Source organism: Ferdinandcohnia sp. SAFN-114, assembly GCF_059415045.1.
On record NZ_JBPFDQ010000012.1, the window covers coordinates 66,062 to 80,415 of the forward strand.

General features: G+C 39.5%; 16 protein-coding genes. 3 read left to right on the forward strand and 13 right to left on the reverse strand.

From position 1 onward, the window contains the following. Window positions 1–53: 53 nt before the first annotated feature. From ACR65M_RS05990 to ACR65M_RS06050, 13 genes are all read right to left on the reverse strand, one after another. Window positions 54–1,712: a sodium:solute symporter family protein gene (locus tag ACR65M_RS05990; protein ID WP_341333207.1), complete on the reverse strand. Its 1,659-nt coding sequence runs from the start codon at window positions 1,710–1,712 to the stop codon at window positions 54–56. A gap of 174 nt (window positions 1,713–1,886) precedes the next feature. Next, window positions 1,887–2,189, reverse strand: a complete 303-nt coding sequence (locus ACR65M_RS05995; protein ID WP_341333208.1) for a DUF4212 domain-containing protein — start codon at window positions 2,187–2,189, stop codon at window positions 1,887–1,889. 93 nt (window positions 2,190–2,282) lie between these two features. Beyond that, window positions 2,283–2,462 (reverse strand): hypothetical protein, encoded by a 180-nt coding sequence (locus ACR65M_RS06000; RefSeq protein WP_440272842.1) that lies wholly within the window; start codon window positions 2,460–2,462, stop codon window positions 2,283–2,285. A gap of 394 nt (window positions 2,463–2,856) precedes the next feature. Next, the gene (locus tag ACR65M_RS06005) at window positions 2,857–3,384 is read right to left on the reverse strand and encodes a chromate transporter (RefSeq protein WP_341333210.1); all 528 of its coding nucleotides are present in this window, start codon (window positions 3,382–3,384) and stop codon (window positions 2,857–2,859) included. Then, window positions 3,381–3,932 carry a chromate transporter gene (locus tag ACR65M_RS06010; protein ID WP_341333211.1) on the reverse strand — a complete coding sequence of 184 codons (552 nt, stop codon included), beginning with the start codon at window positions 3,930–3,932 and terminating at the stop codon, window positions 3,381–3,383. Before ACR65M_RS06010 ends, ACR65M_RS06005 begins: the two co-directional genes overlap by 4 nt. 196 nt (window positions 3,933–4,128) lie before the next feature. Continuing rightward, a complete protein-coding gene (gene pcp / locus ACR65M_RS06015) occupies window positions 4,129–4,734 on the reverse strand; it encodes a pyroglutamyl-peptidase I (protein ID WP_440272843.1) in 606 nt (201 codons plus the stop codon). Further along, window positions 4,731–5,606 (reverse strand): PhzF family phenazine biosynthesis protein, encoded by an 876-nt coding sequence (locus ACR65M_RS06020; RefSeq protein ID WP_341333213.1) that lies wholly within the window; start codon window positions 5,604–5,606, stop codon window positions 4,731–4,733. The genes pcp and ACR65M_RS06020 overlap by 4 nt, the downstream gene beginning before the upstream one ends. A gap of 131 nt (window positions 5,607–5,737) precedes the next feature. Further along, a complete protein-coding gene (locus ACR65M_RS06025) occupies window positions 5,738–6,268 on the reverse strand; it encodes a chromate transporter (RefSeq protein ID WP_341333214.1) in 531 nt (176 codons plus the stop codon). Then, window positions 6,268–6,849: a chromate transporter gene (locus ACR65M_RS06030; RefSeq protein WP_341333215.1), complete on the reverse strand. Its 582-nt coding sequence runs from the start codon at window positions 6,847–6,849 to the stop codon at window positions 6,268–6,270. The genes ACR65M_RS06025 and ACR65M_RS06030 overlap by 1 nt, the downstream gene beginning before the upstream one ends. 48 nt (window positions 6,850–6,897) lie before the next feature. Beyond that, window positions 6,898–8,508, reverse strand: a complete 1,611-nt coding sequence (gene ggt, locus ACR65M_RS06035) for a gamma-glutamyltransferase (protein WP_440272844.1) — start codon at window positions 8,506–8,508, stop codon at window positions 6,898–6,900. A gap of 117 nt (window positions 8,509–8,625) precedes the next feature. Next, on the reverse strand, window positions 8,626–10,143 hold the full coding sequence (locus ACR65M_RS06040; protein WP_440272845.1) for a tripartite tricarboxylate transporter permease: 1,518 nt from the start codon (window positions 10,141–10,143) through the stop codon (window positions 8,626–8,628). 20 nt (window positions 10,144–10,163) lie between these two features. Then, window positions 10,164–10,637 carry a tripartite tricarboxylate transporter TctB family protein gene (locus ACR65M_RS06045; RefSeq protein ID WP_440272846.1) on the reverse strand — a complete coding sequence of 158 codons (474 nt, stop codon included), beginning with the start codon at window positions 10,635–10,637 and terminating at the stop codon, window positions 10,164–10,166. A 20-nt stretch (window positions 10,638–10,657) separates the two neighbouring features. After that, window positions 10,658–11,665 carry a tripartite tricarboxylate transporter substrate binding protein gene (locus ACR65M_RS06050; protein ID WP_341333219.1) on the reverse strand — a complete coding sequence of 336 codons (1,008 nt, stop codon included), beginning with the start codon at window positions 11,663–11,665 and terminating at the stop codon, window positions 10,658–10,660. Window positions 11,666–11,954: 289 nt separating this feature from the next. Between ACR65M_RS06050 and ACR65M_RS06055 the strand changes: the two genes are divergently transcribed. The 3 genes from ACR65M_RS06055 (at window position 11,955) to ACR65M_RS06065 (ending at window position 14,276) form a co-directional block, all read left to right on the forward strand. Next, window positions 11,955–12,404, forward strand: coding sequence for an Lrp/AsnC ligand binding domain-containing protein (locus ACR65M_RS06055; protein WP_121449226.1), 450 nt, complete (start codon window positions 11,955–11,957; stop codon window positions 12,402–12,404). A 179-nt stretch (window positions 12,405–12,583) separates the two neighbouring features. Then, window positions 12,584–13,684: a BMP family lipoprotein gene (locus ACR65M_RS06060; protein WP_440272847.1), complete on the forward strand. Its 1,101-nt coding sequence runs from the start codon at window positions 12,584–12,586 to the stop codon at window positions 13,682–13,684. Window positions 13,685–13,910: 226 nt separating this feature from the next. Continuing rightward, window positions 13,911–14,276, forward strand: a complete 366-nt coding sequence (locus ACR65M_RS06065; protein WP_440272848.1) for a cupredoxin domain-containing protein — start codon at window positions 13,911–13,913, stop codon at window positions 14,274–14,276. Window positions 14,277–14,354: the final 78 nt, after the last annotated feature.

The following is a 14,354-nucleotide window of genomic DNA, read 5'->3' on the forward strand; positions in this document are numbered from 1 at the left end:
TACAGGAATATTCTGTAGAACCGTCAGTTATTCTTTCTATGTGCTAGACTTTATTAAGCCTCATCTTTAAGCCATACTTCGCCATCCTTGTAAACCATTTGTTCAGGGTAGCGCATATCGACAACCTCGTCCTGCTTTGCTTGTGATGGCGCCTCGGTCATTAATGAAACAATAATGTTTCCTAAGAAACCAGCTGCTGCCCCAAAGATACCTGCTCCTGTATCAATAATGCCTAGGATGGTGAAGCCGCCGTATTTCGCTGCGAAAATATACGCTAATACGACTACTAAACCAATAATCATTCCAGAGATAACACCTTTTGCATTCGACCGCTTCCACCATACTCCAAGAACGAGTGCAGGGAAGAACGTACTAGATGCAATCGCAAAGGCCCAGGCCACGATTTGCGTAATCGCTCCAGGTGGATTTAACGCAACTAAGCCTGCGATTAAAGTTGCAACCGCAATTGACCAACGTGCTACACTTAAACGGTTTTTCTCTGTTGCATCTGGCTTTAAAACACGATAGTAAATATCGTGAGCAAATGAAGAGGAAAGGGCAATCATCAATCCACCCGCCGTAGATAATGCTGCCGCCATTGCACCTGCAGCCATTAATCCGATAACAAACACTCCAAGGTTTGCAATCTCAGGTGTTGCCATAACGACGATATCATTGGCGATTGTCATTTCTTGCCACTGCAAGATTCCGTCACCATTTGCATCCGCAAGCTTTAATAGACCTGTATCAATCCAACTTTGGGTCCAATGAGGAAGCTCCGACATTTTTTGACCAGCAACCTGTGTCATTAGAATGAAACGTGAAAAGGCTGCATATGCAGGAGCTGATAAATATAATAACCCGATAAATAAAAGAGCCCAAGCTCCTGACCAACGAGCTGCTTTCATTGTAGAAACCGTATAGAAACGAACGATAACGTGTGGTAATCCTGCCGTTCCACACATTAACGTAAACATTAACGCAAGGAACTGCCATTCTGAACCTGTTGCAAACGGTGCAAAATATTCAGTGAAACCTAGCTGACGATCTAACTCACCAATTTCCTCAACAATTTTCCCGTAAGATAACCATGGTAAAGGATTGTTGGTTAATTGCAAGGAGATAAAAATAACTGGAATCAAGTATGCGACAATTAACACGATATATTGCGCTACCTGAGTCCATGTAATCCCCTTCATTCCACCCATTGCTGCGTAGAAGGCAATTAACACAACCCCAATCATTGTTCCAACCTTCGCGTCAATTTCAAAAAGACGCCCGATTACAACCCCTGATCCAGATAACTGGCCAATCGAGTATGTAAAAGAAATAATGATTGTACAGATTGCTGCTACAATACGAGCTGAATGGCTGTCAAACCGGTCCCCAATAAACTCCGGTACCGTGTATCGTCCATATTTACGAAGCTGTGGCGCAAGGAGGAATGTTAATAATAAGTATCCACCTGTCCATCCCATAATATAGGCTAGGCCGCCATAACCGAGCGCCATGATCGTTCCGGCCATTCCTATGAATGAAGCAGCACTCATCCAGTCTGCCCCAATCGCCATTCCGTTGTAGACAGGCGGTACTCCACGTCCTGCTACATAAAAGTCCGAAGTCGCCCGTGCTCGGTTGAAGATGGCAATCCCAATATAAAGAGCAAACGACGCTAAAATAATAATTAATGAGACCAGAAATTGTGTATCCAAATTTCCTCCCCCTTTTGGGTCAAATTTAAGATTTGTATAGGTTTGTGACATGCTGTGTGGGATGATTCTTGCATTTGAATCTTTTCATCTTCAAGAAACGTCTTTAGGAGTAGGGGTTATTGTTATATCCGTAGATTCTATGTTTGAGAGAATGTTTGTTAGGTTGGTTTGTTTTTAATGATCTAGCACTTTTCCAGAACTGATTTGTTCGTTTTTCTCTTCGTCGATGCCATACTTTTGGTCAATTTTGTCGCTTACCTTCGCATTCACAAATAAGATTATGATAAAAGTTAAAACTGCTCCCTGCGCCCCCATGAAATAATGGAATGGCAGCCCGTTTACCGAAAACGTGGATAGTGGCTTTGCAAACAGGACAACACCAAATGAGACAAGAAATCCAATAATTAAATAGATAATAATATTCCTTGTTCTCTCCCTAAAGTATCCATCCGCAATCTTCTTATCAACTTTTTTCAACTACTAGCACCTCCATAAGAATATAATTGGACTTTCGGTTACACCCTTTAGTTTTGCATCACCTCCTTCAAGATTTATTAAACTCCAATACTTTTATCCAAGATTAAAAATAAAACGAATCGTCTCCCCAAGCGGTGCCGGAAAACGAATGATTTCAAAGATAAAGTACCCAAAAATAGACACAAACGGTAGAAGTAAAAACAAAGGGCGCTTACGCTTTAACGCCATAAAAAGGCTGAAAATAACAATAAACAGCATCAAGTATAAGATCATGACAGGTTCACTCCTCATAATGTAAGCGTTGTCAATTAATAAAGATTGAAACAAGTACATTTACTATATGTACGACATACATTTTGTAATATTACGAAAATTACCACATTTACATTATCAATTTTTTTCCAAGGCTCGTCAAGAAAAGATTTTAGCGAAATTTGGAGGGTGGTTACCTTTCGAAATCACCTAGAGCACCACCATCCTTGCTAAAGACTGGAAAGTGACAACACTCGGAAGCAACTGAAGCACTTCCGACTCTCGAAAACACATGGAGCACCGCCAACCCCCTAATAAAAGGAAAACGGCGTCTTTCACCTCTAATGAAACACGCCAACTTACAAAAAAGAGAGTTCAGTTTTCAGCATAAGTAAGATAGGTTCAAATAAAAACCCTACAACAACACAGCCCCATACACAAGTGACCCAACGATTACATACGCAGGGTGGACCTTCCATTTTTCAAGCAACAAAAAACTCAACACAACTAAAATAAGCGTATGCACCGAGCCTGCGTCCACATAGGATTCCTCAAAAAAGCGATACGCCATTGCCCCTAGAAGTACAGCGATTGTCGGACGGATATAGTTCGTCATCCGTTTAACCTTTGGAGAATGCTTGAACTTTTTCAAAATGCTAAGCAAACCGATCATTAAAAGTAACGAAGGCGCAACCGTGGCAAAAACAGCAACACCTGCACCCACTATGCCCGCTTGCTGAAAACCAATGTAGCCGGCCATCTTCGTTGCAATTGGTCCTGGTAGCGCATTTCCGATCGCAATCACCTCACTGAATTCATGAACGGAAAGCCAATGATAGCGATGAACAACTTCATTTTCAACAAGAGGAATCGAGGCTGGCCCGCCACCGTAACCTACAATACCTGGAATTAAAAAGGCAAGAAAAAGCTGCAAGTAAATCATTGTTGTTTCTCCTCCCACTTGTCCTTTTTCAACAAGGCAGCTACTAGTAAAACACCCACTAAGATTCCTGGGTGCACCCCCAACACATCTAAAACTAGTATGCTGGCGACCCCAAGCAAAATTGTTTTCGTCCAACCAAGACCTTTTTTCGCATTCATGAAAAATTCCCAGGTGAGTTGGGCAAGCATGACCCCAACTACTGCCAGCACTGCTTTTGTCATTCCCTGTACCCAACCAAGATTTTTAAAAGAAGTCAATGAGGTAAGTAGTACAATCATTAATAATATGGTTGGAACGGATGTTGCCAAAACAGCATTGATCAGACCAAGCCAGCCTCCAACACGATACCCAATATAGCCGGCCATTTTTGTTGCGATTGGCCCGGGCAACGTATTACCGAGTGCAAGAATATCACCAAAATCGTCATCATTTAGCCATTTGTAGCGATCTACCGCTTCCTTATGCACAAGTGGAATGGATGACGGACCACCGCCATACCCCAGTATGCCAACCTTGAAAAACGCGTAAAAAATATGTAATTGCTTCATATTTAATTCCTTTCGAAGCTTTATGAATGTAAAAAGAGGAAGCCCATATTAGGCTTCCTCTTAGTGTTTTCAATTATTTTTCTTGTATTCAATAGGCTATTGGCTATAATTTAGATTTATTAGCCGTAAATCTAAATTATCAGCCATATTTTTCATTTATCAGCCATCATTCAAAATTATTAGCCATAAATCCATTCTACTCGCCAAGCACCTCAATCATCGCGCGAATAGACTCTGTTAAATCTGCCAACGACCAACTCGGGATACCCGATTTCTTAAGCGCAAGTTCATGTGAAGCAGGGATATGGATGAATCCTGCTCGCATTGGAAGTTGTTCTTGCTCAATTTTATGCAAAACGGAGTACATCACATTGTTGCAAAGATACGTCCCTGCTGTGTTTGAAACAGCGGCCGGGTAGCCTTTATCAATGGATACATTTACAAATTCCCGAATCGGTAATGTCGAAAAGTAACCCGCTGGACCGACTTCTTCAATTGGAGCATCCTGTAATCTCACACCACTATTATCTGGTTCACCATCGCGGCAATTAATCGCAATCCGCTCAGGTGTGACTTTATTTCTTCCCGCTGCTAGGCCTAATGAAATCACGACATCAGGCTTAACGTCATTGACATGCTCGATACATTGTCTTGCTGACTCTGCAAAATCAACCGGCAGAATCCTTCCAACAATCTCGTATCCTCCAATCGTTTGCCCTTCCAATGCCTTCACAATCTCCTCAGTCGGATTGATTGGATTATCTAAAAATGGGACAAACCCTGTTAATAATAGTTTTTTCATTGTATCCTCCCGCTTTGTAGAATAATTGCGTTCCCGCTTATTCTTGTACGTATTATTTTTTTATTTTCAACTTCTATTTCCGCTTGAATTTTACTTGGTTTGCCCATTGTTTCCCCCTGATAGATATGATAAATATTCCAACCTTCCTGGCTAGTACCACACACATTATATAGGGTTACATATACACCAAGTGAGCTTGCTGCTACACCAGTTGCAGGGTCTTCATCATATCCAGATTGATTAGGGAATTGTCTTGCTTTTAGCTCATTCTTGCATAAAACAGCAAAGGGATAAAAACCAGTTATCTTAAATTTATCACATACTGACCATAATTTTTGAAAATTTGGCTTAAGATTATGTAAAATCACAGAATTCTTAATAGGAATCATTAACTTCGGCCTTGACGTAGATACTGACTTAATTGGAAATAAGGGGTTTATGTCATTTTCAGGAATACTTAATGCTACTGCAACCTCTGCAATACTTGGATTATCCGTTTGTAAAGTTGGTTTAAATTGTTCAACCGTTACAACGACACTCTTCTCTTCCATTTTCCAATGAACAGGTACTACTCCAACACTTGTCTCTATAAGTAGCGATTGTTTTAAGCATTCTTCTTGTTTGACTAAAACCGTTACTGCTGCAATTGTGGCATGTACACACATTTCCATTTCATGTTTGGGCGCAAAATAACGCAGTCTATAATCACATTCCTTTGCCCTAGATTCCAAAATAAAAACTGTTTCAAAACCAAATGTGGCTGCCATGGATTGCATCATTCCTATTGATAAGTGGTCAGCATTACGCACAACTGTACAAGGGTTGCCACCGTTTTTCGAAATGCCAAATACATTTGTTTGTACGACGTTCATTCTATTCTTACCCTCCTAAACAGGGACTTCTACTTCTACTTCCTCACCTCTTGCCCTTACTACAACATAGGCCAGACCCGAAAAGGATCTGACCTTGTTTTACGATATTAAGTTGGACCAGTACCATTGGATTATGCAAGAAAGATAGCACCATATCCTAGAGCACCGATAATCACATATGCTGGATGAACTTTAAATTTCTCTAATAATAAAAAGCTGACTACAATTAAAATCAACGTTTGCCAAACACCAACATCCACGTAAGCTGTTGAGAAAAAACTAAATGTCATGATACCTAATAGTACTGCAATCGTTGGTCGTACATAACTTGTCATTCTTTTTACTTTTGGTGAATCCTTAAATTTATATAAGATACCTAGCAATGTAATCATCAATATTAAGGAAGGCGCCACCGTTGCAAAGACACCAACTAAAGAACCTAAAATACCGCCTTGTTGATATCCAATATAACCGGCCATCTTTGTTGCAATTGGTCCTGGGAGTGCATTCCCTAATGCTAGAACCTCACTAAATTCAGAAACAGTGAGCCAACCGTAACGGTCAACAACCTCGTTTTCAACGAGTGGTATGGAAGCTGGACCACCACCATATCCGACAATACCTGGAATAAAGAATGCTAGGAAAATTTGCCAGTAAATCATTACATCCCTACCCCTCTTTCAACATTTTGAGGTGTTTCCACATCTTTACTCTTGTCTTTCTTAAGGAGTGCAAAGAGTAAAATTCCCCCTATTAATATACCTGGATGAACACCTAAAATAGAAAGAAGGATAAAGCTTCCAACGACAACAGCGCTTGCCGGTAGCCACCCTAAGGAATCCTTCGATTTCTTAAAAAAGTCCCAAGTTAAGGTAGCGAGCATAACTCCAACGACTGGTACTACAGCCTTAGTCATGCCACTAACCCATGGTTGGTCTTTAAAAGAAGCTAAAGATGTTAATAGTACAACCATTAAAATTATCGTCGGTACAATAGTTGCTAACACTCCGATAATCATGCCAATTACACCTGATACACGATAGCCAATATAGCCAGCCATCTTAGTAGCGATCGGCCCAGGAAGCGTATTTCCTAGGGCCAACACGTCTGCAAATTCATCATCATTCATCCATTTGTACTTATCGACTACCTCTTTATGAACAAGAGGGATAGAGGATGGTCCCCCTCCGTACCCCAACATGCCCACTCGAAAAAATGCCAAAAATAACTGAAAATGTTTCAAACCGATCAATCCTTTTTTTAATGGTGTATAAACTTTGAAGCAAATACATTACCAAGCTGCTATTGCACCATCTGTTCTTGATTCAGTACCTCCATATAAAACACCTGATACAGAATCTCTCCAAATAATTTGACCACGACCAAAGCTTCCACCGTCAAGCGCAATCTGAATCTGATGACCTTTTCGTGCAAGTGCCTGTGCAATATGCGGTGAGAAACCAGGCTCCACTGAAACCTTCTTACCTTCGGACCACTGCCATCTTGGTGAATCTAGTGCCGCTTGAGGGTTTAAATGGAAATCAATTGTATTCATAATGACTTGGGCATGACCCTGCGGTTGCATGTAACCCCCCATTACTCCGAATGGTCCTACAGCTTCATTATCCTTAGTTAAAAATCCTGGGATAATAGTATGATAAGTCTTTTTACCAGGTTCAAGTGCATTCTCATGAGCTGAATCAAGTGAGAAGTCATGACCACGGTTTTGTAAAGCAATACCAGTTCCAGGAATTACAATCCCTGACCCAAAGCCCATATAGTTACTTTGAATAAAGGAAACCATATTCCCTTCTCCGTCAGCTGTTGCAAGGTACACTGTACCTCCACTTGGTGGTGTTCCTGGTTCAGGAGTTAAAGCCTCATCCCCGATTAAACTTCTACGATCATCTGCAAACTGATCTGATAATAACTGTTCCACACTTACAGACATCTTTTTTGGATCTGTTACATATTTCTTAGCATCTACAAATGCTAGTTTCATAGCTTCGATTTGCTTATGATACGTTTCAACAGACTCCTTCTCTTTTAGCTCAAAGCCTTTTAGGATATTAAGAGCCATTAACGCGACAATCCCCTGGCCATTTGGTGGGATTTCCCACACATCATAGCCACGATAATTCACTTTAATTGGGTCTACCCATTCAGGTTGATAATCAGCTAAATCTTCTTTTCTTAGGAATCCGCCATATGCTTTTGAAAACTGGTCAATTTTATCAGCCAACTCACCACGATAAAAACTTTCAGCATTTGTCTCTGCGATGGACCGTAATGTGCTTGCATGTTCTGGTGACCTCCATACTTCCCCAATTTCAGGAGCTCGACCATTTGGGGCAAATGTGTCGAACCAGTTCTTATATTCGTCACCCTGAAAGATTTCTTTAAATCTATTAAATGACACTTTCCAATTTTTGCCCAATATAGGTGATATCGGATAACCATTTTCTGCGTAATCAATTGCTGGCTTTAGCACTTCTGACAGTGGTAATTTTCCAAACCTTTTTGAAAGCTCAGCCCATGCTGCCGGTACACCAGGAACCGTAACAGGGAGTAATCCATGAGTTGGCATAAAGGTATGTCCCTGCTCTTTCACCTTATCAATTGATATACTTTTTGGTGCCGGTCCACTTGAATTTAATCCATGTAGTTCACCTTTTACCCAAACTAATGCAAAGGCATCCCCGCCAATTCCATTTGAAGTTGGCTCCACTACTGTTAAACATGCAGCAGTTGCAATTGCTGCATCGATTGCATTACCACCCTTTTTTAAAATATCTAAACCCGCTTGGGCGGCCAGTGGTTGTGATGTAGCAACCATTCCATTTTTGGCAATCGTTGTTACCTTTTGTGAGGCGTATGGATGATTCAAATAATCAAAGCTCATCTTTTTGTACCCCTTTCATCTTAATTAATACCGAATTTCTTCATAGATTTTGTTTTACATTGTTAACTATTTTAACACATTTACTTAACAAACGGATGAAGGACTTCCACTTACCGATTAGCCTTTTATACTATTAGACGATTCTGATTGAAGTTTTCTTTCATTCCTAATCTCAGAAACAACTGCATATATAAGGGAAGCAATTGTCAGTCCCAAAAGTACACCAGAAATCGGTCGAGTAAAAAATAATGTTAAATCTGCATCAGTAGAAATTGCCCTACGAAGGTTTACCTCTGTCATCGGACCTAAAATAACGCCAAGTACAAAGGCAGCTAAGGTAAAATTGAACTTTTTCAAGAAATAACCAACTACTCCAAAGATCAACAAGACCCAAATATCAAAAACTCGGTTGTTTACTGCAAAACTACCTAAAGCACATAAAATAAGAACAACCGGCAGTAAGTAATGCATTGGAATGTCTGTAATTCTCAAAAACAATCGAATTCCAAATGCTTGAATGAGTAACATAAAAATAGCAGAAATAAAGAATGCAAGAAAAATACCATATGCTAACACCGGCTCAGAAACTAGAAAGTATGGACCCGGTTGGATACCGTGGACTAAAAGCGCCCCCATCATCATCACTGTAACTGCACTCCCCGGGATTCCCAATGCCAATGTTGGAATTAACGCCCCACCCTCAGAAGAGTTATTCGCCGCTTCTGCTGCAATGATTCCTTCCTTTCTACCCGTTCCGAATAGATTTGAATGTTTAGACATCTTTTTTTCAATATCATAGCTAAGGATATTGGCAATACTTGAACCCGCACCCGGTAATGCCCCTACAAATGTGCCTACAAGTGAGGAACGGATTACGCTCACCCATGAAGTTGCTAAGTCTTTAATAACTTTACTTATTGGGTAATGAAGATTAATATTTTTATCCAACTTAAATTTATCAGCCGAACTCTTCGTAACCTCTGATAAAAGCTGAGAAAATGCAAAGATTCCAATTAAAATAGGTAAATAATTGAACCCGGAAAGCAGGTCAGTCAAACCAAATGTAAAACGTTGTGCTCCCCCAACTGGGTCCAATCCAAAGGTACCAATAAACACTCCTAGTAATCCCGCAATTAAGCCTTTGATTAGATTCCCATTACCAAGTGTTGCAATTGCACTTAATCCAAATACCATTAGACTAAAAAATTCCCATGGTCCAAATTTGATGGCCCATGAAGATAATAAAGGAGCTGCCAATACGAGAATAATTCCCCCAATTAATGAACCGGCAAAGGATGCCCATAGTCCAAGTGACAAGGCACGGCCAGGTTCCCCGTTCTTTACCATTGGATACCCATCAAAAGTGGTTGCCATAGCAGATGGTGTACCCGGTATCCCTAATAAACAAGCTGAAATTAATCCTCCAGAGGCACCTCCTAACCAAACTCCCATCATAAGGGAAATTCCCTGTAAAGGTTCGAGTGAAAAACTAAATGGGAGTGTTAAGGCAACCGCCATTGTTATCGTAAATCCAGGAATACATCCGAAGACGATTCCTGCAATTACCCCAACAACCATTAACAACAATGTATCCCATTGTAAGATAGCTTCAATACTTAATAATAAATTCTCCATGATGATTCCCCTCCTTCACTTTAGAAAAACAGCCCTTTTGGTAAGTAGACATGTAGTACACCTTGGAAAAACAATGTAATTCCTAAAGTAATAGCTAGTAGCCCACCTATAGCAACAAGGTGTTTTTTCCATGACTTTTTCTGTTGCACAATTAGTAGATAAACAGTCGCCATATACAAAAAGGAAGAAGTAATAAAACCAACAACGTCAATTAAAACTAAATAAACAGCAAAAAGGCCAAAAAGTACCCAAACAATCCACTCTTTCTTGCTCTTACCTTCTGTACTATCACTTTTTTGGGTCACTTTAGTAGGGACAAAAAATGATTTTATCAGCATGATCACAGAGAGGAAGGCAATAATCCCTAGAATGAGCCTTGGAAAGAACGTAGCTGGTAATCCTGATAGCTCTTTTGATTCAATTAAGGTTGATTGATAGTAGAAAAGTCCACAAAATAGTAGTAATCCAATGCTTACTAGCCGATTGTTTGCCATGTTTGACACCCCTTAAGTCCTTAATCGATTATCCCTTGTCGCTTCAACATTTCTTCCATGAACGCAACATCATCCTGTAAGTACTTTGTATATTCCTCTGTATCCTTAAAGTTCACATCTATGCCCATATCTTCCATTTCTTTTATGTAGTCGGGATTCTCTGAAACTTTCTTTAGAGCATCGTTCATGATCTTCACAATTTCTTTCGGAGTACCTTTCGGAAAGAAATAACCACGATTAGTAGCATTCACGAAGTCAATTCCCTGTTCCTTTAATGTTGGAACATCTGGTAATGCAGGGTTTCTTTCCTCGGATGCAATTGCAAGCATTTTTAACTGATTTGCTTTTATGTACTCTTTTGCAGCAGGAATCGTTGTTGATCCTAAATGTAAATGATTACCTAAAAGGGCTTGAGTACGTTCAGCTGTACCTTCATAGCTAACGATGTTAAACTTCACATCTGCCCGATCCTGAATTCCTAACGGAACGATATGTGTAGTTGATCCAACTGTTGCACCAAAGCTAATTGATTCTGGATCTTCTTTTAGAGCGTTTATTACGTCTTCCATGCTGTTCCACTCATTGTCAATATGAGTTGCAATTAACTGATTTGCTGTTGTAATTAATGAAACTGGTTCAAATTCAAAGTATGAAAAATCAGATTTGCCCATTAGGTGAGAAACGGCTATTGAATCATGACCTGCTATTAATGTGTATCCATCAGGATCAGCTTGCATCCCTTCTTGTGCACCAATGGTACCACCAGCTCCACCAATATTTGTAACGATGAACTTTTGCCCTAATTCCTTTTCTAAATACTTGTGTGTAATACGGGCTATTACATCCGAATCGCCACCTGCAGCCCAAGGAACGATTACATTGATCGGTTTTGTTGGATAATCAATTGCAGTGTCCCCCGATCCCTCAGAACCTCCCGAACTTGACGAGCCACAACCTGCAAGTAATAGAGCAACAATCGACATAAATACAATAATTGCAAAAGCTTTACTTCTAAACATGTTTTTCATTTCTATTCCCCCTTTTGAAATAAAAACATACAAACGTAACCTTTATACACACTATGGTTTCGTTTGTATATTAAATTATTATATATTCTTACCTTTTGTATGTCTAGGAATATTCCGAATAATTTTTATATACTGTTTCTTTAAACGCAGGAAATTCGATTAATCTTTGTAATTCCTGAAAATACGTCAATATTTTTATTCAGGCAATATTACTTAATTTAATTGATTCTCATATTACTTCTAAGGTAAGATTGTTTTACTACAAATTTCGGTAAAAGTGGTGACCTAAATGAAACTCGATGAAACGGACAAAAGGATTCTCGAGCTTTTGACGATAAATGGAAGAATGTCCTATGTGGATATTGGAAAAGAACTTGGGCTATCAAGGGTATCGATTCGCGAGCGCGTGAATCAACTGATTGAAAAAGGCATAATTGAGAAGTTCTCAGTTGTGATTAATTCTGAAAAAGTCGGAAAAGGGGTGTCAGCCTTTTTCGAGGTCGATTGTGAGCCAGCCTCACTTGTGAGGGTTGCAGAAACTCTTGTTAACAATCCTAGTGTTGCGAGTTGCTACCAAATGACAGGGCCTAGTACCCTGCATATGCACGTTCTTGTGGAGGATTTTGCGAAGCTTGAAAAATTTATTAACGAAGAACTCTATAGTTTGGATGGGATTACGAGGGTGGAAAGTCACATCTTATTGAGACGATTTAAGAGTCGGACAGGTCTAAAATTATAATGGTTCCCGGGTTCTTTTCAGAACATCTACAGCTGCTAACATTTGAACGATGAAAAATTTCCCCATTTATAGAAATATAGAATAGCCCTTTGGGTCATTGGTGCTATATAATTAGGAGGGGTTTGCAAACGTTTAATTCAAAGTATGCAAACTAAAAACATAAATTAGGGGGGCTTTACATGTTTAAAAAGAAGTTTGCTCTGGGACTTGTGTCTCTATTAACTGCAAGTACTTTACTTGCTGCATGTGGTACGGATACGAAAGAAACGAGCGGAGAAAAAGTTGAAAAGTCTGATTTGAAGGTTGGTATGGTTACTGACGCAGGTACTATTGATGATAAATCATTCAATCAAGGTACTTGGGAAGGAATTCTAGCAGCGAAAGAAGAGCTTGGTATTCAAGAAAAATATCTAAAGCCAGCTGGAGAAATTGAGGCTGAGTATTTAAAAGAGATTGGTAATCTTTATGATGCCGATTTCAAGTTCATAGTTACACCTGGCTTTAAATTCGAAACGGCAATCTATCAAGCGCAATCAAAATATGAAGATGCAAAATTTGTGATTCTAGATGGTAATCCACATAACGGTGACTTTGTTCCAGATGTAGCGGATAACACTGTTTCTATTTTCTTTGCTGAACATGAATCCGGTTTCTTGGCTGGTGTTGCTACAGCATTAGAATTAAAAGAAGGTGAAGCTGGTTTTATTGGCGGTATGGAAATTCCAGCTGTTCAAAAGTTTAACTGGGGATTCCAACAAGGTCTTAAGTATGCGAATGAAAATTTAGGCACTAACCTTGTTATTAATAAAGAAAATGTTCTCTATCAAGGTTCATTTAATGATGTTGCTGCAGGCGGACAAATTGCTGCTCAAATGTATGATAAAGGCGTTAATGTAATCTTTGCTGCCGCTGGTGGTGTTGGTGTTGGAGCAATCAACGAAGCAAAGACACGAGCTTCAAATGGTGATGATGTTTGGGTCGTTGGTGTTGATGTTGATCAATATGCCGATGGTGAATATGCGGATGGTAAGTCTGTCGTTCTAACATCTGCTATAAAGAAATTAGCCCATGCTACACAAGAGCTTATTAAACAAGAATTGGATGGAAAATTCCCAGGCGGAGAAACACTTACGTATAGTGTTGAAAATGATGGTGTTGGTATTCCTGAAGAAAACCCTAACTTAAGTGAGGACACAATTACTAAGGTTAAAGAGGTTTATGAGAAAATTAAATCAGGCGATATCGTCGTTTCTTCTGAACAAGGTGATCTAATTAAGTAAGTAGTTTCATAGAGGAAAAGAAAAGATTTCATGGGGATGCGAGTTTTTATTCGCATCTCTTTTTCATTTTTTCAATAAATAGAAGTTTGCGTCCTTCATAACATACCTCCTCTTATTTGTACCTCTACTACATTCACCAAAATCTATACGTTTCCCCACTCTTTTTTATTTCTGATAATATTTTACGAATTAGAAAAAGATATTATCAAGAAAGGAGGGATAGCAAATGTCTGTAATTAAATGGTTTGCAGGATTGTGTGTGGCGATGTCGCTTCTTGTGGTTGGTTCACTTGGTGTATTTGCCGAAACACAGCCTTTGGAGCCAATTCAAAAAATTGAGGTCGGGTTGAACGATGATTACTTTAACCCGAAAGCCATCACGATTCCTAAAAAAAAACCAATTGTGTTGGTTTTAAAAAACAACGGCGTTAAAGAACACACCTTCACAGTAGAAAAGCTTGGAATTGACTATGAGCTCAAACCAAAACAAATCAAAATTGTAACTGTGGAACCGAAAAAGCCTGGTACATATGAACTGATATGTCGATACCATGCCAAAGAAGGAATGGTCGGACAGGTAATCGTAAAATAATGAGGCTGGGACATAACTAGCTTCGAATAGTGATAAAGGAGAATTTGAGTGAACTCAAGTTCTCCTTTATCTATTTTT

Excerpts from the sequence above, each read along its gene's own strand:
- ACR65M_RS06000 (WP_440272842.1), bottom strand. The coding sequence starts at position 2,462 with ATGATCTTATACTTGATGCTGTTTATTGTTATTTTCAGCCTTTTTATG.
- ACR65M_RS06005 (WP_341333210.1), bottom strand. The coding sequence starts at position 3,384 with ATGATTTACTTGCAGCTTTTTCTTGCCTTTTTAATTCCAGGTATTGTA.
- ACR65M_RS06010 (WP_341333211.1), bottom strand. The coding sequence starts at position 3,932 with ATGAAGCAATTACATATTTTTTACGCGTTTTTCAAGGTTGGCATACTG.
- pcp (WP_440272843.1), bottom strand. The coding sequence starts at position 4,734 with ATGAAAAAACTATTATTAACAGGGTTTGTCCCATTTTTAGATAATCCA.
- ACR65M_RS06020 (WP_341333213.1), bottom strand. The coding sequence starts at position 5,606 with ATGAACGTCGTACAAACAAATGTATTTGGCATTTCGAAAAACGGTGGC.
- ACR65M_RS06025 (WP_341333214.1), bottom strand. The coding sequence starts at position 6,268 with ATGATTTACTGGCAAATTTTCCTAGCATTCTTTATTCCAGGTATTGTC.
- ggt (WP_440272844.1), bottom strand. The coding sequence starts at position 8,508 with ATGAGCTTTGATTATTTGAATCATCCATACGCCTCACAAAAGGTAACA.
- ACR65M_RS06040 (WP_440272845.1), bottom strand. The coding sequence starts at position 10,143 with ATGGAGAATTTATTATTAAGTATTGAAGCTATCTTACAATGGGATACA.
- ACR65M_RS06045 (WP_440272846.1), bottom strand. The coding sequence starts at position 10,637 with ATGGCAAACAATCGGCTAGTAAGCATTGGATTACTACTATTTTGTGGA.
- ACR65M_RS06050 (WP_341333219.1), bottom strand. The coding sequence starts at position 11,665 with ATGAAAAACATGTTTAGAAGTAAAGCTTTTGCAATTATTGTATTTATG.
- ACR65M_RS06055 (WP_121449226.1), top strand. The coding sequence starts at position 11,955 with ATGAAACTCGATGAAACGGACAAAAGGATTCTCGAGCTTTTGACGATA.
- ACR65M_RS06060 (WP_440272847.1), top strand. The coding sequence starts at position 12,584 with ATGTTTAAAAAGAAGTTTGCTCTGGGACTTGTGTCTCTATTAACTGCA.
- ACR65M_RS06065 (WP_440272848.1), top strand. The coding sequence starts at position 13,911 with ATGTCTGTAATTAAATGGTTTGCAGGATTGTGTGTGGCGATGTCGCTT.